This window comes from Larkinella humicola (assembly GCF_008727875.1).
GTDB lineage: Bacteria > Bacteroidota > Bacteroidia > Cytophagales > Spirosomataceae > Larkinella > Larkinella humicola.
Map to the genome: position 1 here is coordinate 1 of NZ_VTWS01000014.1, position 12,869 is coordinate 12,869.

The window sequence follows — 12,869 nt, forward strand, 5'->3', positions numbered from 1 at the left end:
AAGGAGCGGTTGCTATAAAATGAATTACTCCTGATTTAACCTTACAGATTTGAAGATTCATTCATGTATTAGCGTAAGATAACGGATCTTGCACTTTATCCAGTGCCTTTCTTTTGGATTGCCGCCACAGTTTAACAAAGGGCCCCTGGCAATGGTGGGCTTGCTCCGGCTTTCTGTAACCGCAGCTCGTATGTGGGCGGACGTGATTGTAATACGCAATAGCTTCCTTGACAAGTTGCCGAGCATGGGCAGCTAATAAGAAAGTTCGGTCAAGGGCAAACTCTTCTTTTAGGGTTCGATTCATCCACTCGGCCAAGGCGTTTTCATAGGGGTCGGCTTGCTCAGTCATACTGATACGGATCTTATTCGTTTTCAGAAGCTTGGTGTATTCTTGGGAACAGTATTGAATACCCCGGTCGGACGGGGCCGCCCGGGCGGTACAATCGTCGACGGAAGCATTCGGTATTGAATTACCGCACGCCCAGTCAACAGGAATCTTATTTTTACACTTCCTCAATGGCCGCTTAAAAAATCTCCACTATACTATTGCAAGTCCATATCGACAAACGGTATGGCAGGATTTGTCTTAATCCTGTCCAGGTTTGTCCTAACCGATTGAGTTCCGATAAGCCCAACTTTGCATTGTCAATAAACCCACAGACAATGCACATTTTCTTACTAGGGGCGACGGGACAGACGGGCCATCTGGTGTTGGCCAACCTGCTCAAAACAGGCCATCAGGTAACCGCTCTGGCTCGTAACCCGACCAAAATACAGGTACTGGACTCCCCGCTGTTGCATCGATTAGCCGGTGACGTTATGCAGCCCGCTTCTTATCAACAAGCCCTCAACGGCACGGACGCCGTAATATCGGTGCTGGGTAACGGAAGTAGCAATAAACCTACTACGCTTTATTCAGCAGGCGGGCAGGCGCTGCTACAAACCATGCGACAGGCAGGCCCCAAAAAACTGATTACCATCTCATCCGGCGGGGTTCAGGAAGACGATCCGGATAACAACAACGAGGATAAGGTAAAGAAGTACGTCAAGGCGTACCAATCCGATGAGGTCGTCAAAGCCGCCGAAGAAATTTTTAAAGGAGGGGCAATAAAAGGATGGTAACGAAAAACTACCCTTATATTTACCTGGTTAGGACTTTCGCTGGTGGCCCTCCCCGTCAACGGAGAATGGCTGATAAAAATAAAGAAAGCTGGCAAACCGGCTAAACATTCAAAATGATACTTTGCCTTAGCACCTTGAGCTCCTTAAACGAATTAAAACTTCAACCACTTCCGACTCATTAAGCGGGGCGAATAGGAAACCATCAGATAGCTCCATACGGGTATTTTTCCTGAATCTTTGACCTTGTTATGTAACTCCATACGTTTGTCAGCAAAAGTGAACGAAAATCCGTAGATGATTTCCAAGGCTTTAACAGGTTTATAGTTCAAAGACAAGTCGCTTTCAAAGCCCAGGTATTTGCCTCTGATTTCCCGACCCTCACTCAGCAAGGGGTATTGCGAATAAAAAAGGTGGGCATCGCTTCTCAGAAAAAGCTTTTTACCAGCCTGGTAAATAATGAACAGATACGGGTTAACCAGCCCTTTGTCATTCACATCCGCCGGGAACCGAGTGAACAAATTCATGTTGCCCATAAACTTCCAGGCAACGCCATAGAGCAGCACGAACGAATTGGATACTTCTTTTGAAACGGGGTTTTTGTCTCCACTCAGGATTTCGGCACCTAGCCGGAACAGTGTTCTGCCGGTATTGGCACTGATTTCAGGTTGAATATAATACGCTCGAATTGCCTTCGAAGCAGCATTTTGCCCGTACTGATAATAGGCATTCACCGTGCCGTAAAGCCAGTTCCGGGTAAATTCCAGCCGTCCGCCATTGGTTATTCGCTGGTAGTATGGCCTGCTTCCGGTCGTTCTCCGGAACACGTCCAGCGCATTGAGGGTCGTCAACGTAATGAGATTACTGAGTTTGTATTTGAGATGATGGACGACAAGAAATTTGTAGGTATGGGCAGCCACTGGCGAATAGGCGGGATCAAAATGTTTGCCATAGGGTCTGGTGAAAAAAAGGGTTAGATCCGTTTCCAGTTTTTTCTTGTAGAAGAGTCGGATACCCTCGTGCGTGCGGCTTTGCTGGCCCCACGGTGCAGCCGAAAATATCCTGCCATTGTCGAGCGACAACGCTTGTCTGCCAATTCTGACAGAAAGGGAATTGCCAATGGTAGGCTCGGCATACAGTTCAAAAAAATTTACAGTACCTACGCGGGAAAATTGCCCTGGTTTCCCCCAGACGTGGATTTCCTGAGGGGATGCATGCAAGCGCAGTTTAGTGGATCGATACGTAATGCTGAAGCGGTTTCGCTGCGTGGCAAAGAGCTCAGGCATAACCGAATCTGCCTTAACCCACATAAAATTATCCCGGTATTCGGCCCGGGGTCTTACTTCAAAGTCGATGGCCAACTCCCGGCGCACGGTATCTGACGATTGCGCTAAGAGGTCACCAGTTCTAATGATCAGAACGAGAAAGACTATCCCATAAAGCATTTTGAGTTTAGGAAGGTCAGCCTAGACACGGAAAAAGTTACGTTATCAATGGTTTTACCGCGCAAACTACTGAAAACTAATTTACAATGTCTATATTTTAAATAGATTAATCTTGCGGAGTTGTTGGAGTCATATTGCGAAGGTCAACCGCACTTTTACAATTGTCCAATAATCTCGTTTCTGAAATACTTGCCCCAGTTTCGCAGTTCGTTCAACAGCTCGCGCAAGGACATGCCAAGGGGCGTCAAAGCATACTCTACGGTAACGGGCATGCTGTCATAAAGCGTGCGGGTGATCAGTTTGTTCTCCTCCAGCGCCTTCAATTCCTGTGATAACATTTTGGGCGATATGTCCGGAATGTCTCTATGGATCTCTCCAAAGCGTTTCTTTCCGTAGGTTAGTGATATCACAATGGGAACGCGCCACTTGCCCTGAATCACTTCCATTGCATCTCTGGCTGCTTTGAGCTCGTATTGGCAGGCCGGTTCTGTGCTCTTCATAAGGATCAAGTTCTATCCTGGTTACCCGTTGGTAACTACTTACCAATAGGTAACAACTATATTTTGGTAAGTGAATATCGGTAAATTTGCCTCATTATCAACATAAATTGAGTACATCATGAATAAATTCTTCCTTATTTTAACAATGTTGGTCAGTATGACCAGCGTAGGGCAAACACACAAATCCCGCACTTTCCTATTGGTACACGGAGCCTGGTCGGGCGGGTGGGACTTTGCCCAGGTAGATGCTAAGCTGCGGTCGAAAGGTGACATTGTGTATCGTCCCACACTGACCGGACTTGGAGAAAGGGTTCATTTGTCCAAGGCAAGCATAAATCTGAGCACGTTCATTACCGATATTGTAAATGTTATCAAGTATGAAAACCTGCACAATGTCATTTTGGTGGGTCATAGTTTCGGCGGAATGGTGATTTCGGGGGTGGCCGAACAAGTGCCTGAAAGAATTAGTCAACTTATTTACCTGGATGCGATGGTGCCAAACGACGGTGAAAGTGCGCGTGACGTGTGCGGTGAACTGTGGAATGGAATGATAGCACCTTATGTAAAGGATAGCCTGGTTCTTTACCCATTTGGCCCCACTACGGCAACACCGCCCGGTGACGTTCCCCAGTCGCTAAAAACGTACACTGAGCCGCTGAAAATTAGTAATCCCCTGGTCAAAAAAATCCCAACCGCGTTTATCGTGATGACAAAGAACGGAAAAAGCAACAGCCTGAACGACCAAATGGGCTTAAACAAAGCACGGGAGAGACGCTGGAAGATTTATCAATTTGAAGGCGGGCATTACTCCATGCGCGAACAGCCCGAAAAGCTTGCCCTGAAATTACAAGAAGTGCTGCCAAAGGGGCGGTAGTGTGGTAGAATACTATTGCAAGTTCAAGAAAAACTTGACTCAGCTCTTTAAGGCTATTTTAAGGAAATACACAAGCGACAGTCTATACGAATCTACCGAGTGCCATAAGGAGCCATAGCCCTTATGGCACTCGACAACCGGAAAAATCACCAGCGGTAGAAACGACAAATGAACTCTTGTTTTGCCAAATCTGGAGAGCAGTTTTAACTTACCAAGGTGGTGGTTCAAGCGGAATACTTAGAGAGATTCAGAAATACTGGCTTGAATTTCACCTTTCGGCGTCACCCCGGCCTTTTTCCAGACGGCCTGATTGCCTTTGTAAAGCACCAGCGTGGGGAGCGACGTAATGCCCAGTTCTTTCACCAGTGCCTTGTTTTCGTAGGCTTCGATCCGGATCACTTTCACATTAGCCGCCTGTTCTTTTTCAATTTCATCGACTATCGGCGCCAGTTTTTTGCAGGAACCGCAATACCGCGAACCAAAATCGACCAGCACCAGTTTCTCGGATTTGAGTTGCGTCTGATATGCCGCCAGTGTCAGCCCCGCCCCGACCGTGGATTCCACTGACCGACCCGAGCCAATCCATTTGCTCAGGCCGCCGGGCAGTTCGGTCACGTCTTTAAAACCGGCTTCGCGCAACCGTCTGGCGAGCTGCCCGCTGCGCCCGTTGGCAATCGAGTAGATAAAAACCGGGTTCTCCCGGTTCAGATTTTTGATCTTCTTCTGAAAATCGGCTTCGTCGGCTACGTTAAAGCTGGAGGCCCCTTTCAGGTGGTTTTGCTGGAATTCTTCTTCCGAACGGGCATCCAGAATCTGGGCGCGTTGACCGGCCTGCGCCAGTTTGGCTTCGAATGCTTCAAAAGATACTAAAGAATTCGATCCGGCATTTTGAGCGTGCAAGGAGTTGTTTACCAGCAGAAACAAGCCGAAGATGAATACAAAGCGGAAGGTTTTCATAGTTGTTTAAAGTTAATGTTGACCGTACTTATTGAATTGATTCTATGGAAAGGTAGAGCACTGAAGACGATTGAATACGTATTGAAAGGAGCCAGAAAGGTTAAAAATTTCGGCTACCTTGCGACGGTTTTCTGGGTGCGGGCAGGAGCGGTTGCTGCGGCTTTATTTTGTCGTAATCCACTACGCCGGTGCGCTTGGCCCAACCGAAATAGAGATCCGAAAGCGCATCGACTACGTTGGGATTTCGGCCCGCGACATTCTGGGTTTCGCCCCGGTCGGCTTCGAGGTCGTAGAGTTCCCACTGGTAGCTCGGATAGATGGAAACCAGTTTCCACTTCCCTTGCCGAACCGCCCGGTTGCCGGCCCATTCCCAGAAAATCGGGCGCTGCGGGTCAAGCGGTTTTTCATTGAATAGCAGATTCGCCAGACTCACCCCGGGCAGCGGGTTGGTCGCGGTTCCGTTGTAAGAAGTTGGGTAATTCGCCTGGGCCACGTCGTACAGCGTGGGCGCAATGTCGATCAGGTGGCCCGTTCCTTTTTCGAGCCGACCGGGTTTGATTTTTCCCGGAAACCAGGCGATGAAGGGCGAACTGATCCCGCCCTCGTAGGAGAATGCCTTGAACGACCGGAACGGCGTGTTGGACACGTACGACCAGTTTTTGCCCTGCGACTCGAACGAGCCCGCCGTGCCGACCGGTCCGCTGTTCCGCCCGGCTTTCGGGCCCCAGTGGGCCACGTCTTCAGCCGGAGCGCCATTGTCGGAGATGAACAGAACCAGCGTATTGTCGTCTTTTTTGAGGTCTTTCAGTTTCGCCAACACTTTTCCGATACCCTGATCGGCTCGGTCCAGCATGGCAGCGTAGACTTCCATTTTGGCCTTCCAGAGTTGTTTTTCGTCGTACGTCAGGGCGTCCCAATCTGGGATTTCGGCATCGCGGGCGGCTGCGGCATCGGCCTGTTTCTGACTGATAATACCAAGCTTCACCTGCCGGGCCAGCCGTTCTTTTCGGGTTTCATCCCAACCCGCGTCGTATTTTCCCCGGTATTTGGCAATGTCCTCCGGCAGGGCTTGCAACGGCCAGTGCGGAGCCGTGTAAGCCAGGTATAAAAAAAAGGGTTTGCTTTCCCGGCTCTGTTCATCCAGAAATTTCACCGCATGGTTCGTGATTTCATCGGTGAAATAAAACGAGTTGGCTTTGGGATGTTGCCGCTGATTATCTTCCAGAATCACCACCGGCGAGTTACGGCCCGTCGGCAGCGGCCCCGCGTCGAAGTAATTGGAACCCCCGCCCAGAATCCCGTAAAACCGGTCAAAACCGCGTTGTCTGGGCCAGGCAAGGCTGTCGTTGCCAACGTGCCATTTGCCCGACAGTAAGGTGCTGTAACCGGCCTGTTTCAACACTTCACCAAATGTCAGCGATTGTTTGTTCAGAAAGCCCTGATACGCCGGTGTTCCCAGGTTGACGTTAAAATAACCAATCCCGGCTTTGTGCGGGTATTGCCCGGTAATGAGCGACGCGCGGGTCGGGGCGCAGATGGCGTTGTTGTAAAACTCTCGTAGCCGCAAGCCTTCGGTGGCCAGCCGGTCGAGGTTGGGCGTCTGGATTTCTGAACCGTAAGAACCCAGATCCGAATAGCCCATGTCATCGACCATGATCAGGATGATGTTGGGGGGGCGTTGGGCAGCAGACCTGGGGGTTTGGGCCCATCCGGAATGCGCAATCGTGCAAGCGGTAAGCGCCAGTACCATTAGTGATTGTAACAGATTCGTTTTCATGGTGTTTCGGTGGTTACTCAACTCGGGAAGCCGGGCGGTTTTGCAACGGAGCATTCGGATTGTTGATAGGATTGCCACCCTGAACGGCCGGGCGCAGTTTTTCGTACGGTTCGACGTCTGTGCGTTTGGCCCAAGCTTCGTAGTCAGCGTTCAGCGATTTTACAATATCAGGGTGCTGCGTCGCCAGATCGGTCGTTTCGCCCCGATCAGTTTCGAGGTTGTAGAGTTGCCAACGATTCTGCGGGAAAATCGACACCAGTTTCCAATGGCCTTTCCGCACCGCCCGGTTGCCCGCCCGCTCCCAGAAAAGAGCCCGGTCGGCTGGTAATTCGGTTCCCTGAAAGAGCAGTTTGACCAGACTAAGGCCGGGCAGCAGATTGGTTTTCAGGCCGTTGAAGGTGGACGGATACGCAGCACCCGCCAGCTCATAAAAAGTCGGAGCCAGATCGATGAGGTGACCGGTTCCTTTGGCTAGGGTTCCGGCCTTGATTTTCTTCGGAAACCAGGCAACAAACGGCGAACTGATGCCGCCTTCGTAGGGCGTGGCTTTGTAGTTGCGGAACGGTGTGTTGGAAACATAGGCCCAGTTCTGTTCCTGGTAGTCGTATGAGCCCGCCGAGCCGATGGGCCCCGAACTGCGGGGGCGTTTCCGACCGGTTGGGATCAAACCGCCCTGTGCGCCGTTGTCCGAAATCAGCACGATGAACGTGTTATCGTCTTTTTTGAGCCGTTTCAACTCGGCCAGCAACCTCGCCAGATTCTGATCAACGCGGTCGACCATCGCGGCATAGACTTCCATTTTGCGCTGCCAGAGTTGCTGTTCGTCGTAGGTTAAACTCTGCCACTCAACCACTTCGGGGTCATGGGCAGCCACGGTCTGTTTCGGATTGGCAATGCCGAATTTAACTTGCTTCGCCAGCCGTTCTTTCCGCAGCGAATCCCAGCCGATGGCGTACTGGTTTTTGTATTTGGCAATGTCTTCAGCGGGGGCCTGCAACGGCCAGTGGGGAGCGTTGTAGGCCAGATACAGAAAAAACGGTTTGTTTTTCGACTCGTTGATGTATGAAATGGCGTGGCTGGTGATCTCGTCGGTCAGGTATTTGCCGGGTTCCAGGTTGATGCGCCGGTTGTTTTCGACCAGTTCGACGGGCGGCACCTTGTCTTTGTACGGGCTGATGTCGTAGAAGTTGCTGGCTCCGCCGATGAACCCGTAAAACCGGTCGAAACCGCGTTGGTTCGGCCAGTACAGGCTATCGTTACCGACATGCCATTTACCGGACAGATACGTGTTGTAACCCGCCTGTTTCAGTACCTCCCCAAACGTGAGCGACTCCTTGTTGAGCCAACCCTGGTAAGCCGGCAAACCCAGGTTGACGTTGAAATAGCCGACCCCGGCCTTGTGGTGGTATTGGCCGGTGATGAGCGACGCCCGCGTGGGCGCACAGATGGAATTGTTGTAAAATTCCCGCAACCGCAGGCCCTCGGCGGCCAGTTTGTCGATGGTCGGCGTTTGGATTTCCGACCCGTACGCTCCGAAATCAGAGTACCCCAGATCATCGACCATCACCAGAATAATGTTTGGTTTACCGGCTGGCTGACGGTTTTTGGACTGGCCCAGCGATAGGCCGAGGCTCAGCGTTATGAAGGTGAAACTCAGCAGAATTTGTTTCATGGAAGTTGGTTATAAACGCGGTTGTCGCTGGTCGAGCCAGTGAATAAGATTGAGCAGAAAAGCCTGATTCTGACCGGCATCCGGCGATTTCAGGCCAAACGGCATTTTGTCCCTGCCTTTGAGCTGGGAGGAAAACATGGCCGCTTCGCCGAAGATCGCCAGTCGCCCCTTGCCGTACCCGGATACGGCTCCCTGCGAAAATCCTTTGATCGGGATTCGTGGCGTTGTCTGGTGGAACTTCCAGGCCGTATCGGGTAATAACACCTGGTATTTTTCGTCGAACGTCAGCAAAGAAACGGCTTTGGGTGGCATCGTAAAGGCTTGCCCGGTGAAGGTGGCAATGGAGGTGATGCCTTTCGTGATCGGATGCTCAGCCAGGGTTCCGGCGGTTTTCCGGAAAAGATCCAGTTCTTTTTTTGCCCCCGGAAAAAGACCGGCCGTCGTGTCGGTAGCAAAGCCGTTGTAAAACGTAAACCCGAAGGATTTGGCGAGGTCTTCGTTGGCCCCGGCAATGGGCATGTGGTCGGCGATCAGAAACAATGAACCGCCGTTTTTAACCCATTCGTTCAGCACCTGGATTTCGTCCGGCGCGAAGGCCGACGGATTGGGTTTGGCCCAGTCGGTGACATTGCGTTCGTTCAACGCGTTGGCAATCACCAGAATGGCCACATGCTGTAAACCGGTTTTCGTGAACGGCTGCGTATTGGGCTTGACCACATAACCGTCGCGTTGGAGCACCTTGGTAAAGGCGTTGTAACGGCCCGCGATGGTATGAAAGTTGTGGTGAGCTTCGTCAATGAAAACCAGCGGTCCCTTGCCAGCCGCATAGACCGGATGATCGATTTTGGGGTCGTAATCGAAATCCGGAACCTGCTGGGCCCGTAGAACAATTGGAATTACTAAAAATACCAAAAATGCGATTGCTTTCATACCAGTTTATGATTTCCTGAAATCCGGGTTAAGTAAATCCATACACCTTTGTTATCGGTTTAAGGGTTCTTTCGCCCGGATTTCAGAGGGCTTCTGACCGGGTTTTCATACCATACAATGCCCAGGCCCGGCTTTCCGCCCTGCGAATTATTGTTTTCTTCGGTGGAAATGACATCCAGATCACCGTCGCCGTCCAGGTCGATTGCCGGAATGAGGTCGTATTTCCGGCCCACGGTTCCACTGATTTCGTTGCGCTGCCAATCCGGGTCGAACACGGAATTCCGGTAGCGTAGATACACCACGCCAGACCGGGTTTCGCCCGCGCCCTCGCACGAAATCACGAGATCTTTCCGGTTGTCGCCGTCTACGTCGGCAACAGTTACGGCTTTGCCGCGACCAATGTCTTTGGGATAGTTGATTTTATGGGTTTTCCACTGCAACCCATCCGCCGACAGTTTTTGGATAAAATGGATCTGGTCTTCTTTCGTGGCCACCATCACATCCTGCCGGCCGTCGCCGTCCAGATCCGCGATGTCCATGAAAACCACCTCCTGCGTCGTGTCGCCAATGCTATGATTCGTCCAGGAACCCGTCGTTTTATCCCGTCCCGGATTTTCGAGCCAGCGGCACCCCCGCGGAATTACCTTGCGATCGGAATAGACGATGTCCGGCAGCTGGTCGCCGTTCACATCCGACATCAGGATGGACATCACCCAGCTTACTTTGGCCAGCGGAATCCATTCCCAGGCCGCCAGATTCCGCGGATTGGCGGGTGCTTTGAGCCAGCCGATATACGGTTGGGGGTACGTGTCGTTGTCTTTTTTGCCCCCCAGCACCAGATCGACGCCATGGCGACCATCGACCTGAAACGGTTCGGCAAACATCCACTGAAAAAGGCCTTTCGTAGCCGGAAAAACCTCGGTTTTCCACAAGGTCGAGTCGGCATAGTCTTTCCCGGGACCGGGTGCCCAGTGGACCTGCACGCGCATGGTTTTTCCCTCCGAACTGCTGATGACGTCTTTGGCCCCATCGCCGTCTAGATCGACCAGAACGGCATCTTCGACATTGGGTGCCGAACCCACCGTTACGTATTTCCACTTTTCCCGCACGTGTTCGTTCCCCGGATTAAAATAAATCCGAACCAGCCCGCTCTGTTCCCAGCCGGTGGCAATGTCGGGCCGGTTATCGCCGTTGGCATCCGCAAACCGCACCCCGTCGGCGCCCAGCAGCGAGTTGTCAACGGCGTGTGCGGGCCAGACCGTCGTGCTCTGGGCCAGGACGACGGCGGTTTTCAGACACACGAACCCTATTGCGATCCAGGCCCACAAAACCCGTTTCCGAATCATGGTTTGGGTTCGGCAGGCAAACCGGCGGTTGTCAGGTCCACGAATCCACCGATGTTGAACGGCGACTTAAAACCTAAGGTCTGCAAGGTATCGGCGGCTCTTCCGCTGCGGTTGCCCGACCGGCAATAGAGGTAAACCGGTTTGTTTTTATCCAGTTTACTGATTTGGTCCTTGAAATTGGCCGCCCGGAAATCAATGTTTTTCGAATGAGCTAAATGGCCTTCCCCGTATTCTTCGGGGGTGCGGACATCCACCAGATAAGCTTTCCCGGTTTTGATTTCGGCCAGAATGGTTTCCGGTGATTTGTGGGTGTCGCTCAGTTTGCCTTGTGATTCCTGGGCAAAAGCGGAAAGGTTTAAAAAAAACGTGAACAGAAACAGCAGCGATTTTTTCATGATTTATTGAGTTTTACTTTTTTAAAGATTCCAGAAGATTTTGGGCCGCCCGAACGTCATAGGCCTCATTGACGGCATTGGGTGACGGATTAGTGGGAATTAAGGCCAGGGCCGCTTCCTGCGCTGGGGCCGCAGCCGGCCCCAACGTTAGCAACGCATTCAGTGCCTGAAGCCGCACCGGACGGCTGGGACTGGCCAAGGATTTTTTAAGAGCCGTAACGGCTTCGTTCGTTTCACCGAGTTGGTACAAGGCTTCCGCAGCCGCTACCTGCACGGTTTCTTCCGAATCCTGAAGGAGCTTCTGTAGGGCCGGTTTCGCCGACGCCAGTTTCAACACTGTGCCGCCAGTAGCCGCCCAATACCGGACAGTGGGATCGGGATCGGTCAGGCGTTGGATCAGTTCCTGGCCGTCGGCCGGGTTGCGTGATGAGGCCAGCGTGGCGGTTTCGATCACCCGGTTCAGGGGGTAGTTGCTTTTTCGGGCGTAGTCGTACAACGGTGTTTTTTCGGCGATCCGGGCCAGCAGTGCTTCGGGAATGAAACCCACATCCCGGCTCTGCTGGAGCCACTGCTCATTGGCTTTTCGCAGCCGGATCAGTTCTTTTGCGTAGCGCGGATCGGTGGCCAGGTTGTGAACATTGTTGGGGTCAGCGTCCACGTCGTACAACTCTTCGGCGGGTTTGGGTTGCCAGAACCGGGCCTGTGTCTCGTTCAGTCGTCCGGCTTTGAACTCGGCTTCCCAGGCCGGAATCGACGGTGTTCTCCACAAATAATCGAGGTGCTGACCGTAAATCCGGTGCGGCAGGTAATTCCGGATGTAGCGGTATTTTTTGTCCCGCACCGACCGCGACAGGTCGATGGCTTCGTCCATCCGCCCCCGAAAATTGTAGGCGTACTGGCGTTCTGGTTTTTGTTGCGTTCCCAGAAACGCCTGACCCTGCATGTAATCCGGGACTTTAATGCCAACCAGACTCAAAACTGTGGGCGCAAAATCCAGAAACGTGACCAACTGGTCAGTTTTCGCACCGGCTTTGGCCGTGGCCAGATGCGCGTATTTCTTCGGCAAATGTACGATCAGCGGCACGTGCAGCCCGGATTCGTACATAAACCGCTTGCTGCGTCCCAAAACGCCCCCGTTGTCGGCGTAATAAAAAACGATGGTGTTTTCGGCCAGACCGGCGGCTTTCAAGTCGTTGAGGAGCTTGCCAAACTGCTGGTCCATCGTTTCCACTTTGTCGTAGTACTGCGCCCAGTCGTGTTTAAACTCGGCGGTTTTCGGGTGATACGGCGGAATCGGTGCTTTTTCCGGATCGTGGTGCAGGGCCGGAAGCGGCTGATGCAGGGAGCTTTCGTGCGACACAAACAGGTTGAAGACCGCAAAGAACGGCTGGCCTGGTTTGCGTTTTTTATACGTCGCCGAATCGCTCGACTCGTCCCAGGCATCTGGCTGATCGACGGTATTGTAATCTTTTTTGGCATTATTCGTTGTGTAATAGCCCGCTTCCCGCAAATACTTCGGGAAGAATTTGACGAACGAGGGCACCGGATTCGAGCTCCGCATGTGCTCGGTACCCAGCGAAGGCGGATACATTCCCGTAATCAGCGTGTTGCGCGAAGGCGCACAAACCGGCGCGGTCGAAAACGCATTTTTGTACAGAATGCTTGCGGTCGCAAACCGGTCGATGTTCGGCGTGGTGGCATACGAATTGCCGTAACAGCCGATCAGCGACGTGTTGTTGTCCTCGCTGACGATCCAGAGAATATTGGGTCGGTCGGCGGGGGTTTGTGCCTTTCCCTGAAAAAAGCCCAGCAGCAGCAGGCTAAGAAGATGGTTTTTAAGTCGAATCATAGGCA

General features: G+C 52.2%; 12 protein-coding genes. 2 read left to right on the plus strand and 10 right to left on the minus strand.

The features are described 5' to 3' along the window. Positions 1 to 61 precede the first annotated feature (61 nt). On the minus strand, positions 62 to 517 hold the full coding sequence (locus F0P93_RS31940) for an integrase core domain-containing protein (protein ID WP_150881621.1): 456 nt from the start codon (positions 515 to 517) through the stop codon (positions 62 to 64). A 146-nt stretch (positions 518 to 663) separates the two neighbouring features. Here F0P93_RS31940 and F0P93_RS30685 point away from each other — a divergent pair, with 146 nt between their 5' ends. After that, complete coding sequence (locus F0P93_RS30685; RefSeq protein ID WP_150881622.1) at positions 664 to 1,122, plus strand: NAD(P)-dependent oxidoreductase; 459 nt, start codon at positions 664 to 666, stop codon at positions 1,120 to 1,122. Positions 1,123 to 1,274: 152 nt separating this feature from the next. Here F0P93_RS30685 and F0P93_RS30690 read toward each other — a convergent pair whose 3' ends face one another. Next, positions 1,275 to 2,564 carry an alginate export family protein gene (locus tag F0P93_RS30690; protein ID WP_225309725.1) on the minus strand — a complete coding sequence of 430 codons (1,290 nt, stop codon included), beginning with the start codon at positions 2,562 to 2,564 and terminating at the stop codon, positions 1,275 to 1,277. A gap of 155 nt (positions 2,565 to 2,719) precedes the next feature. Then, positions 2,720 to 3,064 (minus strand): winged helix-turn-helix transcriptional regulator, encoded by a 345-nt coding sequence (locus tag F0P93_RS30695; RefSeq protein WP_150881623.1) that lies wholly within the window; start codon positions 3,062 to 3,064, stop codon positions 2,720 to 2,722. Positions 3,065 to 3,182: 118 nt separating this feature from the next. On the opposite strand from F0P93_RS30695, the gene F0P93_RS30700 reads away from it, so the two are divergent. Continuing rightward, positions 3,183 to 3,938 (plus strand): alpha/beta fold hydrolase, encoded by a 756-nt coding sequence (locus F0P93_RS30700; RefSeq protein ID WP_150881624.1) that lies wholly within the window; start codon positions 3,183 to 3,185, stop codon positions 3,936 to 3,938. Positions 3,939 to 4,175: 237 nt separating this feature from the next. Here the strand turns inward: F0P93_RS30700 and F0P93_RS30705 are convergent, their stop codons facing one another. The 7 genes from F0P93_RS30705 to F0P93_RS30735 form a co-directional block, all read right to left on the minus strand. Continuing rightward, on the minus strand, positions 4,176 to 4,895 hold the full coding sequence (locus F0P93_RS30705) for a thioredoxin domain-containing protein (RefSeq protein ID WP_150881625.1): 720 nt from the start codon (positions 4,893 to 4,895) through the stop codon (positions 4,176 to 4,178). A 100-nt stretch (positions 4,896 to 4,995) separates the two neighbouring features. Continuing rightward, positions 4,996 to 6,672, minus strand: a complete 1,677-nt coding sequence (locus F0P93_RS30710; RefSeq protein WP_150881626.1) for an arylsulfatase — start codon at positions 6,670 to 6,672, stop codon at positions 4,996 to 4,998. Between the two features lie 13 nt (positions 6,673 to 6,685). Next, a complete protein-coding gene (locus F0P93_RS30715; protein ID WP_150881627.1) occupies positions 6,686 to 8,344 on the minus strand; it encodes an arylsulfatase in 1,659 nt (552 codons plus the stop codon). 9 nt (positions 8,345 to 8,353) lie between these two features. Further along, positions 8,354 to 9,274 (minus strand): DUF4350 domain-containing protein, encoded by a 921-nt coding sequence (locus F0P93_RS30720; RefSeq protein ID WP_150881628.1) that lies wholly within the window; start codon positions 9,272 to 9,274, stop codon positions 8,354 to 8,356. Between the two features lie 59 nt (positions 9,275 to 9,333). Continuing rightward, entirely contained in the window at positions 9,334 to 10,620 is a 1,287-nt protein-coding gene (locus tag F0P93_RS30725; protein WP_150881629.1) for an FG-GAP repeat domain-containing protein, read from the minus strand. Further along, complete coding sequence (locus tag F0P93_RS30730) at positions 10,617 to 11,015, minus strand: rhodanese-like domain-containing protein (RefSeq protein WP_150881630.1); 399 nt, start codon at positions 11,013 to 11,015, stop codon at positions 10,617 to 10,619. Before F0P93_RS30730 ends, F0P93_RS30725 begins: the two co-directional genes overlap by 4 nt. 13 nt (positions 11,016 to 11,028) lie before the next feature. After that, the gene (locus F0P93_RS30735) at positions 11,029 to 12,864 is read right to left on the minus strand and encodes a sulfatase-like hydrolase/transferase (protein ID WP_150881631.1); all 1,836 of its coding nucleotides are present in this window, start codon (positions 12,862 to 12,864) and stop codon (positions 11,029 to 11,031) included. Positions 12,865 to 12,869 lie beyond the last annotated feature (5 nt).

Bases quoted from the DNA above. Each gene is read 5' to 3' on its own strand.
- F0P93_RS30715 (WP_150881627.1), bottom strand. From the start codon at position 8,344: ATGAAACAAATTCTGCTGAGTTTCACCTTCATAACGCTGAGCCTCGGC.
- F0P93_RS30710 (WP_150881626.1), bottom strand. From the start codon at position 6,672: ATGAAAACGAATCTGTTACAATCACTAATGGTACTGGCGCTTACCGCT.
- F0P93_RS30735 (WP_150881631.1), bottom strand. From the start codon at position 12,864: ATGATTCGACTTAAAAACCATCTTCTTAGCCTGCTGCTGCTGGGCTTT.
- F0P93_RS30720 (WP_150881628.1), bottom strand. From the start codon at position 9,274: ATGAAAGCAATCGCATTTTTGGTATTTTTAGTAATTCCAATTGTTCTA.
- F0P93_RS30685 (WP_150881622.1), top strand. From the start codon at position 664: ATGCACATTTTCTTACTAGGGGCGACGGGACAGACGGGCCATCTGGTG.
- F0P93_RS30705 (WP_150881625.1), bottom strand. From the start codon at position 4,895: ATGAAAACCTTCCGCTTTGTATTCATCTTCGGCTTGTTTCTGCTGGTA.
- F0P93_RS30695 (WP_150881623.1), bottom strand. From the start codon at position 3,064: ATGAAGAGCACAGAACCGGCCTGCCAATACGAGCTCAAAGCAGCCAGA.
- F0P93_RS30730 (WP_150881630.1), bottom strand. From the start codon at position 11,015: ATGAAAAAATCGCTGCTGTTTCTGTTCACGTTTTTTTTAAACCTTTCC.
- F0P93_RS30700 (WP_150881624.1), top strand. From the start codon at position 3,183: ATGAATAAATTCTTCCTTATTTTAACAATGTTGGTCAGTATGACCAGC.
- F0P93_RS30725 (WP_150881629.1), bottom strand. From the start codon at position 10,620: ATGATTCGGAAACGGGTTTTGTGGGCCTGGATCGCAATAGGGTTCGTG.
- F0P93_RS30690 (WP_225309725.1), bottom strand. From the start codon at position 2,564: ATGCTTTATGGGATAGTCTTTCTCGTTCTGATCATTAGAACTGGTGAC.